The 24,394-nt window shown below is 35.3% G+C and carries 24 protein-coding genes; 21 read left to right on the top strand and 3 right to left on the bottom strand.

The window, feature by feature from the left end; genetic code table 11:
* Positions 1–90 precede the first annotated feature (90 nt).
* From tnpA to HBN42_RS01875, 5 genes are all read left to right on the top strand, one after another.
* Positions 91–555: an IS200/IS605 family transposase gene (gene tnpA, locus HBN42_RS01895; protein WP_165993182.1), complete on the top strand. Its 465-nt coding sequence runs from the start codon at positions 91–93 to the stop codon at positions 553–555.
* 163 nt (positions 556–718) lie between these two features.
* Entirely contained in the window at positions 719–1,276 is a 558-nt protein-coding gene (lepB, locus tag HBN42_RS01890) for a signal peptidase I (protein WP_165993180.1), read from the top strand.
* A 168-nt stretch (positions 1,277–1,444) separates the two neighbouring features.
* Entirely contained in the window at positions 1,445–3,259 is a 1,815-nt protein-coding gene (glmS, locus tag HBN42_RS01885) for a glutamine--fructose-6-phosphate transaminase (isomerizing) (protein WP_165993177.1), read from the top strand.
* Positions 3,260–3,475: 216 nt separating this feature from the next.
* Positions 3,476–3,808 carry a zinc ribbon domain-containing protein YjdM gene (locus HBN42_RS01880; RefSeq protein WP_165993175.1) on the top strand — a complete coding sequence of 111 codons (333 nt, stop codon included), beginning with the start codon at positions 3,476–3,478 and terminating at the stop codon, positions 3,806–3,808.
* Positions 3,809–4,305: 497 nt separating this feature from the next.
* On the top strand, positions 4,306–5,076 hold the full coding sequence (locus HBN42_RS01875; RefSeq protein ID WP_165993173.1) for a CAMP factor family pore-forming toxin: 771 nt from the start codon (positions 4,306–4,308) through the stop codon (positions 5,074–5,076).
* Between the two features lie 99 nt (positions 5,077–5,175).
* Here the strand turns inward: HBN42_RS01875 and HBN42_RS01870 are convergent, their stop codons facing one another.
* Positions 5,176–6,417 (bottom strand): cation diffusion facilitator family transporter, encoded by a 1,242-nt coding sequence (locus HBN42_RS01870; protein WP_165993171.1) that lies wholly within the window; start codon positions 6,415–6,417, stop codon positions 5,176–5,178.
* Between the two features lie 554 nt (positions 6,418–6,971).
* On the opposite strand from HBN42_RS01870, the gene HBN42_RS01865 reads away from it, so the two are divergent.
* The 6 genes from HBN42_RS01865 to HBN42_RS01840 all read left to right on the top strand — a co-directional run bounded on the left by HBN42_RS01865 (position 6,972) and on the right by HBN42_RS01840 (position 15,335).
* Positions 6,972–8,234 carry an extracellular solute-binding protein gene (locus HBN42_RS01865; protein ID WP_165993169.1) on the top strand — a complete coding sequence of 421 codons (1,263 nt, stop codon included), beginning with the start codon at positions 6,972–6,974 and terminating at the stop codon, positions 8,232–8,234.
* A 149-nt stretch (positions 8,235–8,383) separates the two neighbouring features.
* Positions 8,384–10,087, top strand: coding sequence for a glycoside hydrolase family 13 protein (locus HBN42_RS01860; protein ID WP_165993167.1), 1,704 nt, complete (start codon positions 8,384–8,386; stop codon positions 10,085–10,087).
* Positions 10,088–10,114: 27 nt separating this feature from the next.
* A complete protein-coding gene (locus tag HBN42_RS01855; protein WP_165993165.1) occupies positions 10,115–12,247 on the top strand; it encodes an alpha-amylase family glycosyl hydrolase in 2,133 nt (710 codons plus the stop codon).
* A 75-nt stretch (positions 12,248–12,322) separates the two neighbouring features.
* On the top strand, positions 12,323–13,627 hold the full coding sequence (locus HBN42_RS01850; protein ID WP_165993161.1) for a carbohydrate ABC transporter permease: 1,305 nt from the start codon (positions 12,323–12,325) through the stop codon (positions 13,625–13,627).
* Positions 13,627–14,487, top strand: coding sequence for a sugar ABC transporter permease (locus tag HBN42_RS01845; RefSeq protein WP_165993159.1), 861 nt, complete (start codon positions 13,627–13,629; stop codon positions 14,485–14,487). Before HBN42_RS01850 ends, HBN42_RS01845 begins: the two co-directional genes overlap by 1 nt.
* Positions 14,488–14,507: 20 nt before the next feature.
* Complete coding sequence (locus HBN42_RS01840) at positions 14,508–15,335, top strand: maltodextrose utilization protein malA (RefSeq protein ID WP_165993156.1); 828 nt, start codon at positions 14,508–14,510, stop codon at positions 15,333–15,335.
* A gap of 97 nt (positions 15,336–15,432) precedes the next feature.
* Here the strand turns inward: HBN42_RS01840 and HBN42_RS01835 are convergent, their stop codons facing one another.
* Entirely contained in the window at positions 15,433–16,230 is a 798-nt protein-coding gene (locus HBN42_RS01835; protein ID WP_165993154.1) for a LacI family DNA-binding transcriptional regulator, read from the bottom strand.
* Positions 16,231–16,510: 280 nt separating this feature from the next.
* Between HBN42_RS01835 and pcrA the strand changes: the two genes are divergently transcribed.
* From pcrA to tpx, 9 genes are all read left to right on the top strand, one after another.
* Positions 16,511–18,793: a DNA helicase PcrA gene (pcrA, locus tag HBN42_RS01830; protein ID WP_165993152.1), complete on the top strand. Its 2,283-nt coding sequence runs from the start codon at positions 16,511–16,513 to the stop codon at positions 18,791–18,793.
* 319 nt (positions 18,794–19,112) lie between these two features.
* Complete coding sequence (locus HBN42_RS01825) at positions 19,113–19,358, top strand: GlsB/YeaQ/YmgE family stress response membrane protein (RefSeq protein WP_165993150.1); 246 nt, start codon at positions 19,113–19,115, stop codon at positions 19,356–19,358.
* Positions 19,359–19,434: 76 nt separating this feature from the next.
* On the top strand, positions 19,435–20,016 hold the full coding sequence (gene amaP, locus HBN42_RS01820; protein WP_165993148.1) for an alkaline shock response membrane anchor protein AmaP: 582 nt from the start codon (positions 19,435–19,437) through the stop codon (positions 20,014–20,016).
* Positions 20,017–20,025: 9 nt separating this feature from the next.
* The gene (locus tag HBN42_RS01815) at positions 20,026–20,214 is read left to right on the top strand and encodes a DUF2273 domain-containing protein (protein WP_165993146.1); all 189 of its coding nucleotides are present in this window, start codon (positions 20,026–20,028) and stop codon (positions 20,212–20,214) included.
* Between the two features lie 60 nt (positions 20,215–20,274).
* Positions 20,275–20,793 carry an Asp23/Gls24 family envelope stress response protein gene (locus HBN42_RS01810; protein ID WP_165993144.1) on the top strand — a complete coding sequence of 173 codons (519 nt, stop codon included), beginning with the start codon at positions 20,275–20,277 and terminating at the stop codon, positions 20,791–20,793.
* Between the two features lie 30 nt (positions 20,794–20,823).
* Positions 20,824–21,021, top strand: coding sequence for a CsbD family protein (locus HBN42_RS01805; protein ID WP_165993141.1), 198 nt, complete (start codon positions 20,824–20,826; stop codon positions 21,019–21,021).
* A 10-nt stretch (positions 21,022–21,031) separates the two neighbouring features.
* Positions 21,032–21,520 (top strand): Asp23/Gls24 family envelope stress response protein, encoded by a 489-nt coding sequence (locus HBN42_RS01800; protein ID WP_165993139.1) that lies wholly within the window; start codon positions 21,032–21,034, stop codon positions 21,518–21,520.
* A gap of 154 nt (positions 21,521–21,674) precedes the next feature.
* Entirely contained in the window at positions 21,675–22,319 is a 645-nt protein-coding gene (locus HBN42_RS01795) for a GntR family transcriptional regulator (protein WP_165993137.1), read from the top strand.
* Between the two features lie 135 nt (positions 22,320–22,454).
* On the top strand, positions 22,455–22,946 hold the full coding sequence (tpx, locus tag HBN42_RS01790; protein WP_165993135.1) for a thiol peroxidase: 492 nt from the start codon (positions 22,455–22,457) through the stop codon (positions 22,944–22,946).
* Positions 22,947–23,021: 75 nt separating this feature from the next.
* On the opposite strand, the gene HBN42_RS01785 is transcribed toward tpx, so the two are convergent.
* Positions 23,022–23,570 carry a TetR family transcriptional regulator gene (locus HBN42_RS01785; protein WP_165993133.1) on the bottom strand — a complete coding sequence of 183 codons (549 nt, stop codon included), beginning with the start codon at positions 23,568–23,570 and terminating at the stop codon, positions 23,022–23,024.
* Between the two features lie 114 nt (positions 23,571–23,684).
* On the opposite strand from HBN42_RS01785, the gene HBN42_RS01780 reads away from it, so the two are divergent.
* Positions 23,685–24,386 (top strand): ABC transporter ATP-binding protein, encoded by a 702-nt coding sequence (locus HBN42_RS01780; RefSeq protein ID WP_165993131.1) that lies wholly within the window; start codon positions 23,685–23,687, stop codon positions 24,384–24,386.
* Positions 24,387–24,394: the final 8 nt, after the last annotated feature.

Here is a 24,394-nt window from a genome sequence, read left to right as displayed (position 1 = left end):
GTGCGCATCGATAGTTATACTACCAAAAAACTCCAAACGCGCTACAATATAGGTGTTCAAGCCAATTGTAAAGCGAAAGGAGTAAAAAATATGGCACAAAAGGCACATAGTTTATCACACACAAAGTGGATGTGTAAATATCACATTGTGTTCACCCCTAAGTATAGACGAAAAGTAATCTCTAATCAATATAGAGGGAGTTTGGGAGAAATTTTCCAAAGATTATGTAGCTATAAAGGGGTAGAAATCATAGAGGGACATTCAATGCCAGATCATGTTCACATGTTAGTAAGCATACCACCGAGATTAAGTGTTTCAAGTTTTATGGGATATCTAAAAGGTAAGAGTGCACTCATGATGTTTGATAAACACGCCAACTTGAAATACAAATTTGGGAATCGACATTTTGGGGCAGAAGGCTATTGTGTCAGTACAGTTGGACTAAACGAAGCCACTATAAAAAAATATATTCAAGAACAAGAAAAACATGATATAGCACTAGATAAATTAAGCGTAAAAGAATATGAAGATCCCTTTAGGGATAATGGTAAGTAATACAAACGCCTCTTTGAGAGGCTAGTGATTTGGGCTTATAGCCCTGGAACAAACCACCCGTTTGACGGGTGGTTATGATTCAATAAATGATAATAAATAGAAATTTCTTAACTTTTGTTATTTCTTATAAAATGCTATAATAGATAAAAGACTAGGAGCTAATATGGTAAAAAGAGATTTTATAAGAAACATAATTTTAGTTTTAGCACTTATCGTTGTTATCGTTCTTTTGAGATTATTTGTCTTTTCAACTTTTAAAGTAAATGATGAAACAGCAAATTCTTATCTCAATTCTGGTGATGTGGTGATTGTTAAAAAAAATATCAAACCCCTTTATAAGGATTTTGTTGTTTACAAGGTCAATAACAAGAAGTATATGAGTCGGGTGATCGCAAAAGGGGGACAAAGAGCCACCTATATGGATGATATTTTCTATCTGAATAACAAGGTAGAACCACAAACCTATATTGATGATTTAAAAACCAAATATTTAAGTACCTCTCCCATGGGAAGTCTGTATACAGACGACTTTAATATCTCAACCATCTCAAAAGGGGAGAATACTGTTATCCCTAGTGGGAAATATCTCTTATTAAATGATAACAGACAAAATAAGAAGGATAGTCGGACATTTGGTTTAATCGATGAAAAGCAAATAAAAGGAGTGGTCAATTTTAGAATTCTACCACTGGGCGATTTTGGTTTTATTGAAAAAGAGTAGTTAGTTTCCTGACTGCTTTTTTGTAATTAGACTATACCAATATATTTATTGACAAGGCAATATCATTATTATATACTGGAAACATAGATTTTTGGTATAGATAAATCGACTATACCAATTGTAAGAATAATTAGAAAGTAGTAAGTTTACTTACGAAGGTAATTAGTTATGTGTGGAATTGTTGGTGTTGTTGGAAATCGTAATGCAACTGACATATTAATGCAAGGACTTGAAAAATTAGAATATCGTGGCTATGATTCAGCTGGTATTTTTGTAGCAAATGGTGCAAACTCTAGTATTGTAAAATCAGTTGGTAGAATAGCTGACTTGCATTCAAAAATTGGTATTGATGTAGTAGGCAGTACTGGAATTGGACATACAAGATGGGCAACACATGGGCAAGCAACCGTAGAAAATGCTCACCCACATCTATCAGCAAGTGGACGCTTTGCTCTAGTACATAACGGTGTTATCGAAAATTACGTACAAATAAAAGAAGACTATCTTTCAGAAGACCATTTTAAGGGGCAGACAGATACAGAAATTGTTATTCACCTTATTGAGAAGTTTGCTCTTGCTGAAAATCTTCCAGTCTTAGAAGCCTTTAAAAAAGCACTATCTATCATTGAAGGTTCCTATGCCTTTGCCTTGATTGATGCAGAGGATTCTCAAACAATCTATGTTGCCAAAAATAAATCACCATTGTTAATTGGTTTAGGTCAAGGTTATAACATGGTTTGTTCAGATGCTATGGCAATGATTCGTGAGACAAGTGAATTTATGGAAATTCATGATAAAGAAATTGTTGTCCTTACTAAAGATCAGGCAAAAGTTATGGATTTTCAGGGTAATGAGCTTGAACGCGATTCTTATACTGCTGAACTTGATTTATCAGATATTGGAAAAGGGACCTATCCTTTTTATATGCTCAAAGAAATTGATGAGCAGCCTTCTGTTATGCGCAAGTTAATTTTGACTTACTCAGATGAAGAAGGTCATATGACCGTTGATCCAGCAATTGTAAAAGCTGTCCAAGAGGCTGATCGTATTTATATTCTAGCAGCGGGAACTTCTTATCATGCTGGCTATGCTTCAAAGGCTATGCTAGAAGAATTAACAGATACACCAGTAGAATTGGGTGTTGCTTCTGAATGGGGCTACCACATGCCATTATTGAGCAAAAAACCACTCTTTATATTATTGAGTCAATCTGGAGAAACAGCTGATAGTCGTCAAGTATTAGTTAAAGCTAACCAGATGGGTATTCCAAGCTTAACGATTACTAATGTACCTGGATCAACCTTATCACGTGAAGCGACATACACTATGATCATTCATGCTGGTCCAGAAATTGCAGTTGCTTCTAGCAAAGCTTATACAGCACAGATCGCTACCTTGGCTTTCCTTGCAAAAGCTGTAGGTGAAGCTAATGGTAAAAAAACAGCTTTAGACTTTGATTTGGTTCGTGAGTTATCACTAGTAGCTCAATCTATTGAGGCTACTTTAACAGAAAAAGATATCATTGCGCAAAAGGTTGAAAAACTATTAGCAAGCACTCGAAATGCTTTTTATATTGGCCGTGGAAACGACTACTACGTAGCGATGGAAGCTGCACTTAAACTAAAAGAAATATCATATATTCAATGTGAAGGCTTTGCAGCAGGAGAATTGAAGCATGGAACCATCTCATTGATTGAGGATAAGACACCAGTTATTGGTATTATTTCATCAAGTGAGTTAATAGCAGCTCATACACGTGGAAATATCCAAGAGGTTGTAGCACGTGGAGCTAGTGTCCTAACAGTTGTAGAAGAAGGTTTGGAACGTGAAGGCGATGATATCATCGTTAACAAAGTTCATCCATTTTTAGCAACCATTGCCATGATTGTACCAACACAATTAATTGCTTACTACGCTTCCTTGCAACGTGGACTTGATGTTGACAAACCACGTAACCTTGCAAAAGCTGTCACAGTAGAATAAGATCTTATTGTGTTCCATGAGGATATCTCAGATTGAAGACAAAGTCCTTAGAAATACATTTTCTAAGACAAAGAAAAGACAAGCAAGTAGGATAAGCTGCTGTCTTCAATCTGGCCTAGCTAAGGCTAGGTTTTTTTCGTCTTGTGAACGTATTCATCTTGTAAAATTCCAAAATCTACTGTAAACTATTAGAAGTCTACAAAAAAAGGGGAAAATATGTCACTACCAAATTGTTTGCAATGTCAGTCAGAATATGTCTATGAGGATGGTTTATTATTAATCTGTCCAATGTGTAGCTTTGAATGGACACCAGGTCAAGAAGAAGTTGAAGAGGGCTTAAAAGTTCTTGATAGCAATGGTAATCTCTTACAAGATGGAGACACTGTAACTATTGTTAAGGATCTAAAAGTAAAAGGGGCATTAAAAGATTTAAAACAAGGAACGCGTGTTAAAAATATCCGTCTTGTTGAAGGGGATCATAATATTGACTGTAAAATTGATGGTTTTGGTCCAATGAAATTGAAATCAGAGTTTGTAAAGAAATTATAAATAAAAATACTTATTTTCATCTTGTGATTCCTAAGGATATCTGTTTAGCAGGTATCTTTTTTTATAGGCTTCTTAAAGCCAAGATCTAAGCAGTTGTTGCGGTCTCTTTTCAGAAAAAACCCTTATTATTTTAAAGCCATATAATTAATTTTAAATTTAAACTTTTTTTATTTAAAAAGATTTGAAGGCTCGAATAATTAACTGGTTAAGTTAAATAGTCAGACATACTCATTTATCTCAAAATAAAAATAGATGCTTTTGAAAATTTCGGCCTTGAAGCCAGGTGTTTTTTCAGAAAATTAGAAAGTTCTATCAGTTGTTTTCTTATAATAAGATTAATGAATTAATGAAGTTAAAAAATAAGGCTTTGCTTTATAATAAAGTAAAAATAGCCTAAGAGGTTGATAGTTGACTGAGGGTAAAGTAAGTAGTATGATACGCTTGTAAGCGCTTATGTTTCTACGATTATTGCAATAATTCATTAGAAGGAGTGAACGATGAAAATTAAACATATGATATTTTTGTCAAGTACTGTGGCAGGTTTAGCATTGTTTTCACCAGCTGTTTTAAATGTACAAGCTGATCAAGTTGCTAACCCAGTTACAGTCAAGACTCAAGCAAGTAGTCAGTCAAATCAAGGCCAAGAACTTAAAGAAGTTCTTAGTGAAGAAACTGCTCAGCTAGATGCACTAAAAGGCCAAGTTAAAGGTACTACAGCTGAGAGATCTGTTAACAATGCTATCCATGCAGTGGAAAACATGAAAACATCTCTAAGAGCTAATCCTGAGACAATATATGATTTAGGAAGCATTGGAACACGTATTGAAGCCATTTCCGATGTTATCGAAGCCATTGTTTTTTCAACCAATCATCTAAGTAATAAAGTACAACAAGCTCACATTGATATGGGATTTGGCATAACAAAACTCGTTATTCGTATAGCTGATCCTTTCGCATCTGTAGATTCCATAAAAGCTCAAGTAGAAGCTGTTAAAAAATTGGAAACTACTGTTCTTTCCTACCCTGATTTAAAACCAACAGATACTGCAACCATCTATACTAAGTCTAAATTAGATAAGGCAATCTGGCATACTCGTTTTGAAAGAGACCGTAAGGTTTTAAATGTTAAGAGTTTCCAAGTTTATAATACTCTAAATAAAGCCATCACACACGCTGTAGGCGTGCAATTAAATCCTTCAGTTACAGTGCAAGGTGTTGATCAAGAAATCGCAAACCTACAAGCTGCATTAGTTAAAGCATTGCAATAATATAGAAATTACTGGTGACAGTAAAAAAGATTGAAGAAAAAGTCCAAATGGAAGTTTTCTTCAATCTTTTTGTTTTTTTATGGCATAGGGGATTAAAGCCTAGGGCTTTAGCTTTTTGACCATATACTTGTTTTTTTGCTGATGCTTTGCCTTTTTCGAACTAAGCTGATGGAATACTAAAAACCAGGTCTCATTTCGCCGCCAAATACTGCTATGACGACTTCCTTCCAATTCATAAGTGATTAATTTGGTCTTTTGACTAATGGATTGGATAGTGAAATTTTGAAAATGACTGGAGTAGTGATTTTCAAATGCTAAAAACTGTTGGCGGTCATAAATCTTACCTTCTTGATCAATAAAGTGAAAGGCTTTATCAATGAGATTTTCATAATCAGGAATTTTAGAGAGAATGTATTTTTCATTTCGTGACAAGATTTTCTCAATATGATCAAGTTTATCATCTTCTGGTAATTGAGAAGGTTCCACGTGGATGTCAATATCATAAACAGAGAATCGATCACTTAGGAGTTGTTCAACTTGTTCAGTAATGGCGTGACTTTTGTAGACTGAAAGATCAGGATGCATCTCTAAAACGATATCCAGATAGACATTGCTGCCATAAGTTCGACCTCTCTGTGATTTGACAGCAAGTATTTTAGGAATTTGTAAAATAGCAGCTTCATATTGTTTTAAATGCTTATTATCAAAGCCATCTGAAAGACTAAAGGCACTTTGCATAAAAATATCAAAGGCTGTTTTTAAGATAAAAAAGGTAATAATAATAGCCGCTATCCTATCAATGATAGGCAATTTCAGAGAAGCTGCAAGAATAGCAATGGAAGTACCGATTGATGTTATAGCATCTGATAAGTTATCCTTAGAAGCTGCTACCAGAGCACTGGATTTAACCTTTTTAGATAACCATCTATTGTAAAAGTAAACCAAGAGCATAACAATTGCTGATATGACACCAACTATAGCACCTAAGGGATCAACGGGACTTGTTTTACCATAGAAAATGTTTTGGACAGTCTGGATCAGAACCTGAAAACCAACAATAAACATGATAAAAGATGTTATTAAACTAGATAAATCTTCGAACTTCCAATGTCCAAAGCGGTGATTAGCATCGGCTGGCTGACTGGCTAAGTGTAGACCAATAAGCAAGGAGACATTTCCAACAATATCTGACAAGTTGTTAAAACCATCTGCGATAAGGGAATTTGAATTGAGAAAGTAACCACTAATTAATTTGGCTAAGCTTAATAACAAGTAAGCAAAGATACTAACTATGGGCCCACGCTTGGCCAATTTCAAATTTTTAACGGGATCTTGATACATTATTGCTCCTCTGTAGTGAATTAAACCATTATATCATATAATCAGCCAAAGATTAAGAAAGGAGAAACAGTCTGACTTTCTACTATATTGGAAAATCTCAAGAGTAAAGTTTCTTAAGCTGTTATTTCTCAGAGAGATCCTCTGATGGACAAAAATAGTGAGGAAGCTAGTGAAGCTATTAAAGATGGTGAGAGTGGCTTTATTTCAGCTATAGAAGAGGATCTGAAAGCTTAGGGAAATGGAATCTTTAAAAGGAAATGGCTTTCCCAGACCAGCTAAGAAAAGGATCAAAAAAGCTTTTTTCTCTAAGCTGAGATCAGTCCTTGGTTTGATAATTTTTATTTATGGAAATAAATGATCCTAAAATATTTTTTAAAACTAAAGAAAAGCCATTGACAAATGTAAGCGATTACGGTAATATTAGATTAACTTAAACGTTTAAGTGATATTGTTAAATAAAGTTAGTTTTGTGCACTTTATTTTGGACTCTACCCAATTTTAAGCAATTTTACCCAGTCTTAGTAAGGGACTAATTTTTAGGAGGGAATTTTATTATGTCATGGAATTGGAAAAAAACATCTATTCTAGGAATGGTCTCATTGACCTCGCTGTGTGTCTTAACAGCTTGTGGTAGCGGTGATACTACTAAGAAAACAAAAGAATCTGATGACAAAACAATTGTTGTTTCAGTAGATGAAAATTACGCTGATTATATTAATGCTATTAAGGGCGACTTTGAAAAATCAGCCAAGGTTACTGTTAAAGTTAAAAAAGAAGGTATGATGGATACCCTTGATAAACTGTCAACAGATGGGCCAACAGGGGCCTCACCAGATGTTTTTCTAGCTCCTTATGATCGTGTCGGTGGACTTGGAACAGAAGGTCAAATTTCTGAAGTTAAGCTAGGAAATAGCAAAGACTATGATGATACAGTCAAAAAATTAGTCACTATTAACGGTAAGGTCTATGGAGCACCAAATGTTGTTGAAACTCTAGTTGCTTACTATAATAAAGATTTAGTTGCCAAAGCTCCGAAAACCTTTGCAGAACTTGAAGAATTACAAAAAGATCCTAAATTTTCTTTTGCTTCTGAGCCAGGGAAAACAGTTGGTTTTTTAGCTAAATGGACTGATTTTTACTATGGTTATGGTTTGATTGCTGGATACGGTAGTTATATTTTCGGTGATAAAGGTACTAAGCCAAGTGATATAGGTATTGGCAATGAAGGTACTATTAATGGTTTGAACTATGCTAAGAAATGGTATGAAGTATGGCCTCAAGGAATGCGTGATGCTAAAAAAGCTGGAGATTTCATTACTGAACAATTCATTTCTAAAAAAGCAGGTGTGATCATTGATGGTCCTTGGGCAGCCAGCTCATTTAAAGATGCAGGTGTGAATTTTGGTGTCCTTGAAATTCCAACTCTTGCTAACGGTGAAAAATATAAAACTTTTGCTGGCGGAAAAGCCTGGGTTGTTTCTAACTATTCTAAAGCTAAAACAGCTGCCCAGAAATTCCTTGATTATGTAACAAATGCTGAAAATCAAAAACGTTTCTATGATAAGACTCAAGAAATTCCAGCTAATCTTACAGCTAGAAACTCTGCTTTAAAACAAGGCAATGAATTGACCAAGGCAGTTGTTAACCAATTTGCTAGCGCACAACCAATGCCTAACATTCCACAAATGTCTGAGGTTTGGGAACCTGGAGCAAACATGTTCTTCAATGTTGCTTCTGGCAAAAAAGAAGCTTCTAAAGCCGCTAAAGAAGCCGCTAAAACAATTAAAGTAGCTATTGAGCAAAAATACACTGAATAATAAAGAAAGGGAGGTTGGGATAAAAGTTCCCTAAGCCTCTATTTCTTTGTTTTCAAAAGATTTGGAAAAGGATAGGAGATCTGCATATTTATACCATTCCTTTTTCTAGAAAAATGTCAAATAAAACTCATTCATGAGTGGAGGTAAAGATGAATATTGCCGGAATGTTACATATCCCTGATTCGAGATACTGCTTTCCAATATCTCAAAAGGAACTTGTCATTCGATTACGTGTTGCAAAAGAGGATACTCAGATTAAAGTTAGCTTACTTTATGGTCCTAAGTATGGTTACCATGATTATCAAGAAGAGCTTGAGATGTCAGTAACTTTTAGAGATCATACGCATGCTTATTATGAGACAACGTTAAGACTTGATGACGTGAGATTAGCCTATATATTTAAAATCGAGGAAAGTGGTAAAACTTACTATTTTAGTGAGGATGGTCTTACTGATACTTACGATTTTTCAAATGGCTTTTATAATTTCTTTCAGATGCCTTACATTAATGAGGTTGACATTCATCATCTGATTCCTTGGACTAAAGATGCTGTTTTTTACCAAATTTTCATTGATCGCTTTAATCGTGGGGATTGGGAAAAAGATAGTTCCTACATTAATATGAACTGGCTAGATAAACCCTTACCTCAAAGCTTTGCCGGTGGTGATTTAAAGGGGATTACTGATAAATTAGGCTACCTCAAGGAATTAGGGATCACTGTTATTTACTTAACTCCTATGTTCCAATCAATCAGTAACCACAAATATGATATTAGTGATTATTATGCTATTGATCCTCAATTTGGAAGTAAGTATGATCTTCAAAATTTGATTGAGTCTGCCCATCAAATGGGAATAAAAATCATCTTAGATGCAGTTTTTAACCATGCAAGTAGTGATATAGTTGAATTTCAGGATGTCCTCCTTCATGGTAAAAACTCAAGATTTTTTGATTGGTTTATGCCTCACGATGATCATCCATCATTGGACTTGGTCAATTATGAAACTTTTGCAGGATGTCACTATATGCCAAAGTGGAATACTTCTAATAAAGATGTACAGGATTATCTGATTGAAGTTGGACTCTATTGGATTAAGGAATTTGCAATAGACGGTTGGCGTTTAGATGTTTCTGATGAGGTCTCTCATGATTTTTGGCGACGTTTCCGTAAAGCCATCAAGGCTGAAAAAGAAGATGCTATTTTAATTGGTGAAAATTGGCATGATGCCTATCCTTATTTGGCTGGGGACCAATATGATGGCATTATGAATTATGCTTTTACCAAATCTTGTCTAGACTATTTTGCTTTTGAGACGATTGATTCAAAAGGAATGGCTGAAAAATTAAGCAATATTCTGATGAGAAATACCTGGCAGGTTAATCGTATGAATTTAAACCTACTTGATTCTCATGATACGCACCGCTTTTTCACACAGGTGAAAGGATCTAAGGACAAATTGTTGGCTGCTTTAGCTTTGCTTTTTACATTTATGGGAATTCCTTGTATTTATTATGGAACCGAATTAGCCATGGAAGGGGGATATGATCCTGATTGTCGCCGTGGTTTTAATTGGGATAATAAAGAGTGGGACCAAGATTTTTTCAAGAAAGTTAAGAGCATTATAGCTCTTCGTCAATTAGACCTTATTCAAGAAGGTAGGATTACTATAGATAGTCAGGGAGATTGTCTATTGATTAAACGCCTTTTAGGAGATAAGGTCATTACGCTCATTATCAATAACAGTCTAAATCCTTATTCTATTGAGGAAAAAGGACGGATTATAACTGCAAATAAAGTAGATGAAGCAAATAAGCAGTTGCTTTGTGGAGGTTATATTGTTATTGAACATTAGGATACTCTGTTTAGAAAGGAAGAATTTATGAAAAATATTAATTTAAGGTCTCCCAAGTGGTTAACAACTGGCATGATGTTACTTGGTTTCCTATCTGTTTCCTTGCCAGTTTCTGCCTCTGATAATCAATCAGTTACTAATAAAGCAGATTTTTCGACAGATTCCATTTATCAGATCGTTACAGATCGATTTAATGATGGGGACAGTTCAAATAATGGACAGGGAAATATTTTTGATAAGAATGATCCTAAGAAATATCACGGGGGAGATTGGAAAGGTATTATTAATAAAATTAATGATGGCTATCTGACTGATATGGGGATTTCTGCCATTTGGATTTCTTCGCCCGTTGAAAATATTGATAGTGTTGATCCTTCAAATCAAGGTGCTGCTTACCATGGCTATTGGGGCAAGGATTTCTATAGAACAAATAGCCATTTTGGGAACATGAACGACTTTAAACAATTGATTGAAATAGCGCATGCCAAAAATATTAAAGTTGTTATTGATTTTGCTCCTAATCATACGTCAACAGCAGAATGCAAAGACTTAACTTTTCCAGAAGATGGGGCTCTATACAAGGATGGTACCTTAGTTGGTAAGTTTACTGATGATAAGCAAAAGCTTTTTAATCATGAATCATGGACTGATTTTACAACTTATGAAAATTCAATTTACCATTCTATGTATGGTTTAGCCGATCTTAATAATGTTAATCCCACTGTTGACAACTATCTAAAGGGAGCGGTTGATAAATGGCTAGATATGGGTATAGATGGTATTCGTGTCGATGCTGTTAAACATATGTCTCAGGGATGGCAGAAAAACTGGCTCAGTCATATCTATGAAAAACATAATGTCTTTACCTTTGGAGAATGGTTTACTGAAGGAGGATTCAATGATCCTCAAATGACTACTTTTGCTAATACCAGTGGAATGGGGCTTTTAGACTTTAGGTTTGCTCACTCAGTCAGACGATTATACACAGACATGTCAGCGTCCATGCATGATTTTTACAATCTGATTAAGGCTACGGAAACAGAATTTAAGGAAGTTTCAGATCAGGTCACTTTCATTGACAACCATGATATGGAACGTTTTGCTACCAAAGTTGCTGGCAATCAAACAGCTGTTAACCAAGCCTATGCCTTATTATTGACTTCACGTGGTGTTCCTAATCTTTATTATGGATCAGAGCAATACGCCCAAGGAGCTAATGATCCAGAAAATCGAGGAGATATGCCATCTTTTAATAAAGATTCCGTGGCATATAAGGTTATTAGCAAATTGGCTCCATTGAGAAAGCAAAATCAAGCTCTAGCTTATGGAGGGACAGAACAACGTTGGATTAATGATCAGGTCTTAGTATTTGAACGTAAATTTGGAAATAGCGTTGCATTGGTAGCTGTCAATAAAGACCAGACAAATAGTTATCAAATAAAGGATGCCAAAACTTCTCTACCAGTTAATAAATATGAAGATAAATTGGGAGGACTCCTTGGAGGTAAACAATTATCTGTAACAAGTGGTGGAAAAATTGATACTTTTGATTTGGGCCCAGGCCAAGTGGCAGTTTGGACTTATGAAGGCAAAGACAACAGCCCACAGCTTGGTGATGTTGATGCTTCAATAGGTCTTGTTGGTAATGAGATCACTATCTCAGGACAGGGATTTGGAACAAGTCAAGGACAAATATCTTTTGGAGGAGTAGCGGCAGATATTGTCTCTTGGTCAGATACACTTATTAAATTAAAGGTTCCAAATGTAAAAGCAGGTTATTACGATATATCAGTAGCCAATGCTAAGCAAGAAAAAAGTAATGTCTACAAAGGGTTTGAAGTATTGACAGATAAACAAATACCAGTACGCTTAATGGTCAATAATTTCGAGACACAACCAGGTGAGCAGTTATATATTGTGGGCGATGCCTTTGAATTAGGAGCTAATGATAATAGCAGAGCTATTGGTCCAATGTTTAATAACACAGCATCAATTGCCAAGTATCCAAACTGGTTCTTTGATGTTAATTTACCAATCAACCAAAGTATAAACTGCAAGCTTGTTAAAAAAGATAGTAATGGAAATGCTTTATGGACTAGTAATGACACCTATACTATCAAAACAAAGGATCAGGCAGAGACCATTATAGTAAAAAATTAAACTAGTCACCGTAAGTAGAATTCTGTACAATTAAGGAGGGTAAACTCAAATAGTTTATGGAAAGAGGAATAGAAAATGTTAGGTAAAAAAAGAAAGCAGAATCCATATCAGGCAATGTGGCTATCTCTAATTCCAGGACTAGGTCAATTATATAATAGGCAAAAAGTGAAAGGGATAGCTTTATTAGCATTGTTCTTGTTGGAAGTGTTAGAAATTCTTTTATGGGGATTTCCTGCCTTGCATGGCTTGTATAGCCTGGGCAGCACCCCAATGGAAGATCATTCCTTATTTTTACTGATAAAGGGCGCAATGCAACTAATCTTATTGGCTTTATTTGTTATTTTTCATTTAGTTGCCATGAGAGATGCAAAAATTGTTGCTCGTCAAATTAATGCAGGACAAAAGATTCCTATAAGTGCTAAGGAAACGCTTGAACTTGTCTATAAAAAAGGCTTTCCCTATATGCTTATCATACCGGCTTATTTGGCCATGGCTTTTGCAATTATTTTTCCAGTCTTAGTGACTTTATTAATTGCTTTTACCAATTATGATTTTAGGCATATTCCGCCTTATCGTTTGCTAGATTGGGTTGGTTTTAAAAACTTCCTGAATATTCTAGAGTTAAGCACTTTTAAAGCTGCTTTTACCTCTGTCTTATCATGGACCATCATTTGGACCTTAGCAGCAACCAGTCTTCAGATTGTCATAGGGATTGCTACAGCAGTTATTAGCAATCAATCTTTTATTAAAGGTAAACGTCTTTTTGGAGTGATTTTCTTACTGCCATGGGCTGTTCCAGCCTTCATTTCTATCATGAGTTTTGGTAATTTTTTCAATGATTCTATCGGAGCAATGAACGTTCAGGTTCTTCCTTTTATAGAAAAATTCCTTCCTTTTGTAGATTTTGGTATTATTCCTTGGAAAACTGATCCATTTTGGACAAAAGTGGCTGTTATTATGATCCAGGGATGGTTGGGCTTTCCCTATATCTACATTCTCGTCTCAGGTATTTTGCAGTCCATTCCATCTGACTTATATGAAGCTGCTACAGTGGATGGAGCAACGGTCTTGCAGAAGTTTCGCCATATCACCATGCCAATGATCTTTGCAGTTGCAGCTCCAACATTAATTTCTCAGTACACCTTTAATTTTAATAATTTCTCTATTATTTATCTCTTTAATAATGGAGGACCAGGTACTGTAGGTGGTGGGGCAGGTACAACAGATATTTTGATTTCGTGGATTTATAAGTTAACCACTCAAACCTCACCACAGTTTTCAATGGCATCAGCAGTCACCTTAATTATTTCAGTGATTGTGATTTCAGTGTCATTAATCACCTTTAAAAAATTTAAAGCATTTGATATGGAGGATAGATAATGAGAAAAAGGTATCTTTCAACTTCAATGAAACACAAACGCTTCTTGACACAATTAGCAACCTATATCTACCTTATCTTATTAGCTATTGTGATTCTATTTCCAATACTAGTGACGGTCAGCTCAGCCTTTAGACCTGGAAATACAACAGCCTTTAGTTTTAATATTGATGGTCCTTGGACCTTGACGACTTTTAATACCTTATTTAAAGAAACCCTTTATTTACGTTGGTATTGGAATACTTTGATCGTTGCTTTTTTTACCATGCTTATACAGGTTACGGTCGTTACCTTGACAGGCTATGCCTATAGTCGATATAATTTCTTTGGTCGAAAGAAAAGCCTAATGTTTTTCTTGGTAGTGCAAATGGTACCGACCATGGCGGCCTTGACAGCTTATTTTGTAATGGCTTGGCTCTTTAATGCCTTGAATCACTATTGGTTTTTAATCCTCATTTATGTTGGTGGCGGTATTCCGATGAATGCCTGGTTGATGAAAGGTTATTTTGATACAGTTCCTTATGATTTAGATGAATCAGCTAAATTGGATGGTTCAGGACACTTTAGAACCTTTTATCAAATTGTTCTTCCCCTAGTTCGGCCAATGATAGCTGTGCAAGCCCTATGGGCATTTATGGGTCCATTTGGAGACTTTATGCTTGCTAAGTTCTTGTTACGGACACAGGAGAATTATACCGTAGCTGTCGGACTACAGTCATTTATTACCAACGACGCCAGAAATCCTAAGGTAACCTTGTTTGCTGCGGGTGCAATACTTATAGCAGTTCCTATTTCAGTTCTATTTTTCTTTTTACAAAAGAACTTTGTTTCTGGATTAACAAGTGGTGGAACCAAAGGATAATGATGATAAGGAGTATTTGAATGCTAGAGAAAAAACAATTTCCTTTTTCTTATTTTACATATTGCTTATCTCCTAAAGCTATTTTTGCCAATCGCGGTCAATTTACTTGGTGGCAAAACCTATTGATAATTGTCTTTTTGAACTCCTTAATTATGTTTCCAGTAAGCTTGCACTATATGTCTATGAAAACCTATCCTATGGAACTTATTGTGCGAAATAGTTTGGATCCCATAAGGGCTAACACCTTTTCAGCATTGACTCAGGGTCAAATAAGAAATGACTCTTATCAAGGAAAGTCAATTGTGATCAAAGATAAGGATGTGGCTCTAGCTGTATTGCCAAAAAAGGCAGATCTAAAAGCTTTAAAAGTAAGTAAAATGAGACAGATCATTTTAAATGAAAAAGAATGGATTTTTGTAAGTCCAGAAGGTAAAGAAATGACTGCTTCGGTAAGAGGAGTGAAGAAGTCTTTGGCAGATTTGAAAGATTTGGAATCTGTTAAATCCTTTGTGAATCAACAATGGTATATAAGCAATAAAGCCAGTGTTCTAGCTCTTCTCTTGTTTGTTTTTGCCTTTCTAGTCTATGTCGGAACAGTAATTGTTATTGGTTTGGGAGCTTTCTTTTTATCTTTAACAAAAAGATCCAAGTTGTTTTCAATTACAGGTTTTTCAGAAGGTTTTGGCATAATGGTTAATTGCTTTCTTATACCTACACTTATTGCCATTTTGATCAGTCTCTTTGTTCAAAATCCTATTTTAGTAATGAATTGTCAGGTCTTTGGTACCCTATTAATACTTACTTTGGTATTTTACAAAACGCATTTTAGAGATGAAATAGTAGACTAATACTAAGAAAGCTGCTAGTGATTAAGATAAAAACAACTGCCCCAATAAGGAAGGCAGTTGTTTTTTAATAGGTTTATTTAAGAGTTTGATTACCATTCTAAATCAGTAAATTATGGTCCTTATCTGGTTGACGTTCCTTAGCCCACTCAATGGCGTTTAGAATTGCTTGTTCTTTTTTAGGATGGAAACTTGGTAAATAGAGTTTATGTGGGGCATCCCTGAAGAACTGATCCAGGCTTTTGTCAATTAACAAGAGATTCTCTTCTTTAAAGTTTTCCAGGACTTTGATATCATCAACAATCCTTAAATTTGAGAAAAGAGAGGCCATATGCTGGTATCGTTCCTCATTGTTAATAGGTAGAGACAGCAAAGTATAGCTTTGCCCTTTAAAAAATGCATCTGCTTTTTCTTTGAGCTTAGCATAGTCTGTATTAATCTGGAAAAAGAGAGGATCGTTAATAAAGCTGTTTAAGGCAATCAATGGTTTAAAACTCAGTTTTCCAATCTTACGAAAAACATCTTTTTCGATATCCAATGTTAAAATCATATCAGACCAGTCAAACTTTTCGATGCTATCTTGATTAAGGCAGACCAGCTGGTAGTCCTTAGCATGTAAGAGGCCTGTTAGATAACTAATACTATGCATTTGTTCTGCTCTAGATAGGATGGAATGAGCGTACTTGTAATAAAGTACAACACTGTTGGATTGGCGAGTCACTAGGGATCTAGCAGCTTGATTGGGTGTATAGTTGAGCAAATTACTGATGTGAAGGACTTTATTACGTGTCTCCTCACTGATTTTTTGGTCATTTCGATTATTTAAGACATAAGAAACAGTCGCAACGGAAACACCGGCTTCTCGTGCAATATCCTTGATAGTAACTTTAGATTTCATAGTTTTGTTATATACAAATTAAATATAAAAGTCAAGGCGTTTTCTAAACTTTTTAAGGCATGATAGCATAAATAGGCAGGGCCCTTTTAAATGGAAATAAATTGCTTATAGTAGCTTCTTATTTTTAACTAATAAAGCTATAGTTAGCACAGATTTTTACATAGGATATGTTGACAATGAAAGTAGAATTCAAGCTGGGGCTTTATTTTTATTTTTCCCCATAACATGATATAATTTTGAAGTTGAAAGAATAATTGGGACAAACCCATAAGGAGAAAGAATGAATCCTTTACTAAATGGAATGAATGATAAACAAGCAGAAGCAGTTCAAACTACAGAAGGACCGCTTTTAATTATGGCGGGAGCAGGTTCTGGAAAAACCCGGGTTTTGACTCATCGCATAGCCTACTTAATTGATGAGAAATTCGTCAACCCTTGGAATATCCTGGCTATCACTTTTACCAATAAAGCTGCGCGTGAAATGAGAGAACGTGCTCTGACTTTAAATCCGGCTACGCAGGATACCCTGATTGCTACTTTTCACTCCATGTGCGTTAGAATTTTGCGTCGTGAGGCAGACCATATTGGCTACAGTAAGAATTTTACCATTGTAGACCCTGGTGAACAGCGAACCTTAATGAAACGCATTTTGAAAGAATTAAATCTAGACCCTAAAAAATGGAGTGAGCGCTCCATTCTAGCTACTATTTCAAATGCAAAGAATGACCTCCTAGATGAAAAGGCCTACGAAGCCCAGGCTTCTGATATCTATGCCCAAATTGTGGCTCGTTGCTATAAGGCCTATCAAGCTGAGTTAAGAAGAAGTGAAGCTCTTGATTTTGATGATTTAATTATGATGACCCTTCGCTTGTTTGATAAAAATGAGGAAGTTCTAAAACACTATCAACAAAGGTACCAATACATTCACGTTGATGAGTATCAAGATACCAACCACGCTCAGTATCAGTTGGTTAAGTTATTGGCTTCTAGGTTTCAAAATATTTGTGTAGTTGGTGATGCCGATCAATCAATCTATGGTTGGCGTGGAGCTGATATGCAAAATATTTTAGATTTTGAAAAAGATTACCCTCAAGCTAAAGTTGTGCTCTTGGAAGAAAACTATCGTTCCACTAAGACCATTTTACAAGCTGCTAATGATGTGATCAAAAACAATATCAATAGAAGAGAAAAGAAATTGTGGACACAAAATGCTGAAGGTGAGCAAATTGTCTACTACCGTGCCAATGATGAACGAGATGAGGCAGTTTTTGTTGCTTCCACTATCTCAAATATGACCCTTGAAGCGAGTAAAAGTTTTAAAGATTTTGCAGTTTTATATAGAACTAATGCCCAGTCTCGGACTATTGAAGAAGCATTTTTGAAGTCGAATATTCCCTATACCATGGTTGGTGGCACCAAGTTCTATAGTAGAAAAGAAATCAGAGATGTCATTGCCTACCTTAATATTGTGGCTAACCCTGCTGATAATATTTCCTATGAACGCATTGTTAACGAACCTAAGCGAGGAGTAGGACCAGGAACACTGGAAAAGTTAAGACTCTTTGCTTATGAGAATCAACTTTCCTTATTAGAAGCCTCCTCAAATCTTCTTATGTCACCTTTAAAGGGCAAGGCAGCTCAGGCCATTATGGATCTGGCAAACCTTCTCTTAGACCTTAGAAACAGGCTTGATGACCTTTCACTGACTGAACTAACCGAAGAGATTCTGGCCAAAACAACTTATCTAGAGACCTTACAGTTACAAAATACGCTAGAAAGCCAAGCTCGTGTTGAAAATATTGAAGAATTTCTAACAGTAACGAAAAATTTTGATGACAATCCAGACAACCATATTGCAGATGAATCAGGAATAGACCATCTTGGCCGCTTCTTAAATGATCTGGCCCTAATAGCAGATACAGATGATGCGGATGCCAATGTAGCAGAAGTTACCTTAATGACATTGCATGCTGCTAAAGGTCTAGAATTTCCTGTTGTCTTTCTTATTGGTATGGAAGAAGGAGTTTTCCCCCTATCACGAGCCTCTGAAGATCCATCAGAACTAGAGGAAGAACGTAGACTGGCTTATGTTGGTATTACCCGTGCAGAACAAGTATTGTTTTTAACAAATGCTAATACCAGAACACTCTTTGGTAAAAGTAACTACAATAAACCAACCCGCTTTTTAAGAGAAATAAGTGCAGAGCTTTTAACCTATCAAGGCTTAGCTAGACCTGTCAACTCTTCTTTTGGCGTGAGGTTTTCTAATGAGAGTAAAAGTCAGTTTGGTCAAGGGATGAGTCTGGCTCAAGCCATTCAAAGCCGTAAATCTAGTACTCAGCAGGTAAATAGAGAGTCATCTTCTCTAGCTTTTGGTTCTAATAATGGCAAAAGCGGTATTGATTGGGAAATTGGAGACATAGCTCACCATAAAAAATGGGGCGATGGAACAGTCTTGGAAGTCAGTGGCTCTGGCAAAAATATGGAGTTGAAGATAAAATTTCCTGAAGTTGGTTTGAAAAAATTGTTGGCAAGTGTTGCGCCAATAGAAAAAGTAAAATAAAGCAAAAGCTGAAAAGCCTGTCATATTGGGCTTCTCAGCTTTTTTTATAAAAAAATCAAAAAAATTTAAAAATTCAGAGCTTAATTCTTGCATTTTAAAAAGGAAGATGTATAATAACAATATAAATTAAATAACGAGTGGTCACTTATAAGAATACTATTTTTACTGGATTGTTTAATGATTTGAATGTGAATTTATTATTTTAAAAAGTTGATGACACTACTTATTTAGTTTAGATAGTCACTTTTTAAAAAAGAAGTGCTATAAATTAAAAAAATATAAAGATACAATGTATCTTAGGGAAAAGGAGAATATCGTTATGGGTATTATTTGGACTTTAATCGTAGGCGGAATCATTGGTCTTATTGCTGGAGCACTTACCAAAAAAGGTGGCTCTATGGGTTGGATAGCTAATATCGTAGCAGGTTTAGTTGGTGCTTATGTTGGTCAAGCATTGCTTGGAACATGGGGACCATCACTAGCAGGTATGGCACTTATCCCATCTATTATTGGTGCAGTCTTAGTTGTTATCATTACTTCTTTTGTACTAAGTAAATTAAACTAGATTTTAAATCACAGTAATGATTTCTTAGTTAAAATAGTTAAAATAGTTAATAGTTACAGGTCAAAGGGAGGAATGTATGGCAAAAGCACTAAAGATTATTTATAGTCTCTTAGGACTGATCCTATTGTCCATCTTCATAATGGTCATAGGAGTAATGCAAGGATATCTTAAAATGCCATCTAGTTATGATTGGATTGGCTGGGATATCGACAGGGTTCCAGATTTCTTAAATCCAGGTTTATATTATTATTTCTTCTGGGCAGCTGTTATTTTGGCCATCTTAACTCTAATCGCAATATTGGTAGTCATCTTCTATCCACGTACTTACACTGAGATTCAGCTTAGTAAAAAACAAGGTACTTTACTTCTGAAGAAATCTGCCATTGAAGGTTATGTTCGTTCAGCTATTCAGCGTGCAGGTTTGATGACAAAACCCAATGTCACAGCTAAACTCTATAAACGTAAGTTTAAGGTTTATGTTAACGGGAAGTTAAATGCTCGTTCTGGAATCACCGAACAACTAAATGGTATCCAAGAAGGCATTGAAACTGGCTTCAAGGAGTTCTTTGGCCTTGATCGGCCTGTGAACTTTCAGGTCTATGTCAAAGATATATCAGAATCAGAAATGATAAGCGGGAAAAAGGATCGTGTAGAGTAGGAGGTTAGTATGGAGTTTTATGAAAGATACAAATATCCAATTATTGGTGGTTTGATCGGCTTAATAATAGCAATTCTATTGATGTCCTTTGGATTTTTCAAGACATTACTAGCTATCATTTTCATCGTACTTGGAGTTTATGCTGGTCAATATGCTAAGAAAACTGGGATTATTGAACAGTTTAAGAACCGCAAATAATCACTTTATGACACACAAGAGAAGACTTTAATTTTGTAATATTAAAAAAGGAGAAGGATTATGACTGATACTTTTATTAAAAATACTCAACCAAGCACCACTCCATCAATTCGTGGGGAATTAACTTACGAAGACAAAGTTATTGAAAAAATCGTTGGCATTGCAATTGAACATATTGATGGTTTGTTAGCCGTTAATGGTGGCTTTTTCTCAAATATCAAAGATAAGCTCGTCAATACCAATAATGTTCGTGACGGTGTCCATGTAGAAGTTGGTAAAAAACAGGTAGCCGTTGACTTGGACATTATAGCGGAATATCAAAAACATGTTCCAACTATTTTTGATGACATCAAAGAGATCGTTGAAAAAGAAGTTAAAAAAATGACCGACCTAGATGTTATTGAAGTCAATGTCAATGTTGTTGATATTAAAACAAGAGAACAATATGAAGCAGATAAGGTAAGCTTACAAGATAAGGTGTCTGAGGCTGCTCAAGCAACCAGTCAATTTACAAACAAACAAGTTAACAACGTTAAATCTGGTGTAGATAATATGCAATCAGAACCACGTGTACAGTAATTTAGGAATGTGAAAGTAGGTGTTTCTAATATGTCAGATGAAAAAATGAAATCAAAAATTGATCAAGCTAGTGGTAAAATCAAAGAATCTTTAGGTAAGGTTTCAGGAGATAAATCACTAGAAACAGAAGGTAAGGTTGAAAAAACTTCTGGTAAGATAGATGAATATGTAGCTGATGCCAAAGATTCTCTAAAAGGACTTTCTGAAGGTCTAAAAGAAAAGAAATAAAGGAGAACCTATGACAATTAATGATATTAAAAGTACATTGACCTATGATGATAAAGTTATTGAAAAGATCGTCGGACATGCTCTTGAGGATGTAGATGGACTCTTAGCTGTCAGCGGTGGTTTCTTCTCAAACTTGAAAAATAGCACTGTCAATTCTAAATCTGTGACAGATGGTGTTAACGTTGAAGTTGGTAGTAAAGAAGTTGCAGTAGACTTAGACGTTATTGTTGAATATGGTAAGGATGTCCCTAAGGTTGCTGAACAAATCAAGGCAATTGTGGCACAAAATGTTGACGTCATGACACATCTTAAAGTTGTAGAAGTTAATATTAATGTGGTAGATATTCGTACTAAAGCAGAACAAAAAGAAGCTGAAGTAACCATTCAAGATCGCGTTACTAGCGTAGCTAATTCAACTTCAGAATTTGTAAGTTCTACATCAGAGAAATTAAAAGAATCTGTATCTAGCGATGATACCAATCAAAAGACAGTTAACTAGTTTTTCTGAATACTCTTTTTGATAAGAAGAATGAGAGCTGGTTTTTGGACTGGCTCTCGATTTTATGGTAATGAACTTGAAAAGGCACTATTGAAATCATTGTGAATTTATGATTTAATAGGATTGCTTCATTTAGTCAGTAAAGGAGAAATATATGGCTTCAAGTGGAAAGAGTGAAATTACTAGTTCAAAATATCAAAAAATTGCTATTTCCGTTGCACAAAGAATTGCTAGTGGTGAATATGAAGTCGGTGAAAAACTAAAATCAAGAACTACAATTGCATCGACCTTCAATGTTTCGCCAGAAACTGCCAGAAAAGGGTTAAACATTTTAGCAGACCTTAACATTTTGACTTTAAAACATGGAAGTGGTGCTATCGTTTTATCACGAGAAAAAGCTATTGAGTTTATTAATCGGTATGAATCAACTCATTCAATCGCAGTGATTAAAGAAAACATACGAGATAACCTCCATCATCAACAAGAAAGTATGGAAAAACTATCCTATCTTGTTAATGATTTTCTCATGCAGAGTCAAAATATTAGTAAGCAATTTCCCTTAGCCCCTTATGAAATTATTGTAAGTAAGGATACGCCGCACTTTGGAAAGTCAATTGGTGTTTTAAATCTTTGGCATCAAACAGGAGCAACTGTTGTAGCTATTGAACACGAAGGAAATTTTTTGATCTCACCTGGTCCCTATGCAGTTATTGAGAAAGGTGATCATATTTATTTTGTTGGTGATGACACTGTTTATTCCCGAATGAAAAATTATTTTAATCTTTCTATGGGCTTGTAAAAAGACTGGACTTTTTCTGGTCTTTTTTCTTATAAGCCCTAATCAAAAAACTCGTAAAGTCCCATAAGTTAAGTTACAATAAAAGAAGAAATAGGAAGTCTATTTCTAAGAAAGATGATTAAATGGAGGAAAGATATGACAATATTTATTGGTAAAGCTGTAACACTAGTTGGTAAACAATTTCAAGTTGGAGAAATAGCTCCAGACTTTACTTTGCTATCAAGTGACCTTGAAAAGCGCTCCTTATCAGATTTTAAAGGTAAAAAAGTTATTAGTGTTGTACCTTCTATAGATACTGGCATCTGCTCAACTCAAACACGAACATTTAATCAAGCCTTGGCTGATTTAGAGGATACTTATATCCTAACTATTTCTGTTGATTTACCCTTTGCCCAAGCTCGCTGGTGCGGTGCAGAAGGATTAGATAAAGCGATCATGCTTTCAGACTATTATGATCATTCTTTTGGCAAGCAATATGGTCTTCTTATGGAAGAATGGCATCTGCTTGCGCGGGCGGTTTTAGTACTTGATGAAGATAATAAAATTGTTTACACCCAGTATTTAGAAAATGTCAATTCAGAACCAGATTATGTTTCTGCAATAACAGCCTTAAAGGCTATAAAATAGGTACACAAAGAGCCAGGTTTAAAATCCTGGCTCTTTAGATTTGTTGAGAAAAGCCTGCTTGCTTGTCATTCTTTTTTAGTGATCAGTTTCGATACTGACTGTTTTTAAGATATAATCAGTAATTTGTCGTGGTGATTCGATTCCATCATTTTCTATCCATAAAGAAATGATAGCCACGATACTAGAAAGATAAACCTCTAGTCCATAATGATAGGGGATACCATAATAGTTATTAAGAATTTTCTTATGATCAGTGATAGTTAGCAGAACCTTGTAAATAAAGTCTTTCATGGTTTGGTTAAAATTGATGTAAGTTGATTTTGACATGGCTGCAATAAAGGTAAAATTATCTTTAATGGCCCAAAGTGTTTTTTCTAGGATTTTTTCGGTATCCGTATAGATGGATTGGTCATCTAAAATGGTGAAAAGTTGATCGAGTATATCATTTTTAAACTGATCTAACATATCATACTTATCCTGATAGTGCAGGTAAAAGGTTCCTCTATTGATGCCAGCTTTCAAACAAAGTTCAGAAGTCGTAATGGCCTCAAAATCTTTTTGTTCCAGCAGTTCAATCAGGGCCTTTTGCATCTGTTTCTTAGTATTTCTTTGTCTTTTTTGCATAAAATACTCCTTAAATCAACAAATTGTTAATTTTTGTTCTTGTATCCCTAAGTGAGGTCATTATATAATAGTATCATAGTAAAATCAACAGTCTGTTCATATAAGGAGGTAAGTTTGGCTTATATTGAAATGAAATCCTCTTCCAAATATTATCATATTGGGGATAATAAGATAATTGCAAATCAGGATGTCAGCTTTGAAATTGAAAAAGGTGAATTGGTCATCATTTTAGGTGCTTCTGGTGCTGGAAAATCAACAGTGCTGAATATTTTGGGTGGAATGGATACCAATGATCAGGGCAGTGTCTTTATTGATGGCCAAGATATTTCTAGGTATAGCAAGAAAGAACTGACAGACTATCGGCGAAATGACATTGGCTTTGTCTTTCAGTTTTATAACCTTGTTCCCAACTTAACAGCCAAAGAAAATGTTGAGTTAGCTGTAGAGATAGTTGACGATGCCTTGGATCCAGAAAAAGTATTAATAGAAGTTGGACTGAAGAATCGATTGGATCATTTTCCCAGTCAGCTTTCTGGAGGGGAACAGCAGCGCGTTTCCATAGCAAGAGCCTTAGCAAAGAAGCCAAAGTTACTGCTCTGCGATGAGCCTACGGGAGCTTTAGACTATCAGACTGGTAAGCAGATTTTGAAGTTGTTGCAAAATCTAACCAGAGAAAAAGGAGCCACTGTCATTATTGTAACGCATAATACAGCCCTTACTCCAATAGCTGATAGAGTTATCCATATGCATGATGCAAAAGTCAATCAAATAGAGATCAATAAAAGTCCCAAAGCTATTGATCAGATAGAATACTAATGAGGTTG

Origin of the sequence: Streptococcus catagoni, assembly GCF_011421425.1 — a bacterium.
GTDB classification, from domain to species: Bacteria; Bacillota; Bacilli; order Lactobacillales; family Streptococcaceae; genus Streptococcus; species Streptococcus catagoni.
This window is presented reverse-complemented; position numbering and strand designations above follow the sequence as displayed.

Excerpts from the sequence above, each read along its gene's own strand:
- HBN42_RS01850 (WP_165993161.1), top strand. The coding sequence starts at position 12,323 with ATGTTAGGTAAAAAAAGAAAGCAGAATCCATATCAGGCAATGTGGCTA.
- HBN42_RS01860 (WP_165993167.1), top strand. The coding sequence starts at position 8,384 with ATGAATATTGCCGGAATGTTACATATCCCTGATTCGAGATACTGCTTT.
- HBN42_RS01870 (WP_165993171.1), bottom strand. The coding sequence starts at position 6,417 with ATGTATCAAGATCCCGTTAAAAATTTGAAATTGGCCAAGCGTGGGCCC.
- HBN42_RS01815 (WP_165993146.1), top strand. The coding sequence starts at position 20,026 with ATGGAGTTTTATGAAAGATACAAATATCCAATTATTGGTGGTTTGATC.
- lepB (WP_165993180.1), top strand. The coding sequence starts at position 719 with ATGGTAAAAAGAGATTTTATAAGAAACATAATTTTAGTTTTAGCACTT.
- tpx (WP_165993135.1), top strand. The coding sequence starts at position 22,455 with ATGACAATATTTATTGGTAAAGCTGTAACACTAGTTGGTAAACAATTT.
- glmS (WP_165993177.1), top strand. The coding sequence starts at position 1,445 with ATGTGTGGAATTGTTGGTGTTGTTGGAAATCGTAATGCAACTGACATA.
- HBN42_RS01785 (WP_165993133.1), bottom strand. The coding sequence starts at position 23,570 with ATGCAAAAAAGACAAAGAAATACTAAGAAACAGATGCAAAAGGCCCTG.
- HBN42_RS01805 (WP_165993141.1), top strand. The coding sequence starts at position 20,824 with ATGTCAGATGAAAAAATGAAATCAAAAATTGATCAAGCTAGTGGTAAA.
- HBN42_RS01835 (WP_165993154.1), bottom strand. The coding sequence starts at position 16,230 with ATGAAATCTAAAGTTACTATCAAGGATATTGCACGAGAAGCCGGTGTT.
- HBN42_RS01855 (WP_165993165.1), top strand. The coding sequence starts at position 10,115 with ATGAAAAATATTAATTTAAGGTCTCCCAAGTGGTTAACAACTGGCATG.
- HBN42_RS01795 (WP_165993137.1), top strand. The coding sequence starts at position 21,675 with ATGGCTTCAAGTGGAAAGAGTGAAATTACTAGTTCAAAATATCAAAAA.
- HBN42_RS01845 (WP_165993159.1), top strand. The coding sequence starts at position 13,627 with ATGAGAAAAAGGTATCTTTCAACTTCAATGAAACACAAACGCTTCTTG.
- HBN42_RS01880 (WP_165993175.1), top strand. The coding sequence starts at position 3,476 with ATGTCACTACCAAATTGTTTGCAATGTCAGTCAGAATATGTCTATGAG.
- pcrA (WP_165993152.1), top strand. The coding sequence starts at position 16,511 with ATGAATCCTTTACTAAATGGAATGAATGATAAACAAGCAGAAGCAGTT.
- HBN42_RS01865 (WP_165993169.1), top strand. The coding sequence starts at position 6,972 with ATGTCATGGAATTGGAAAAAAACATCTATTCTAGGAATGGTCTCATTG.
- amaP (WP_165993148.1), top strand. The coding sequence starts at position 19,435 with ATGGCAAAAGCACTAAAGATTATTTATAGTCTCTTAGGACTGATCCTA.
- HBN42_RS01875 (WP_165993173.1), top strand. The coding sequence starts at position 4,306 with ATGAAAATTAAACATATGATATTTTTGTCAAGTACTGTGGCAGGTTTA.
- HBN42_RS01825 (WP_165993150.1), top strand. The coding sequence starts at position 19,113 with ATGGGTATTATTTGGACTTTAATCGTAGGCGGAATCATTGGTCTTATT.
- HBN42_RS01810 (WP_165993144.1), top strand. The coding sequence starts at position 20,275 with ATGACTGATACTTTTATTAAAAATACTCAACCAAGCACCACTCCATCA.
- HBN42_RS01840 (WP_165993156.1), top strand. The coding sequence starts at position 14,508 with ATGCTAGAGAAAAAACAATTTCCTTTTTCTTATTTTACATATTGCTTA.
- HBN42_RS01800 (WP_165993139.1), top strand. The coding sequence starts at position 21,032 with ATGACAATTAATGATATTAAAAGTACATTGACCTATGATGATAAAGTT.
- tnpA (WP_165993182.1), top strand. The coding sequence starts at position 91 with ATGGCACAAAAGGCACATAGTTTATCACACACAAAGTGGATGTGTAAA.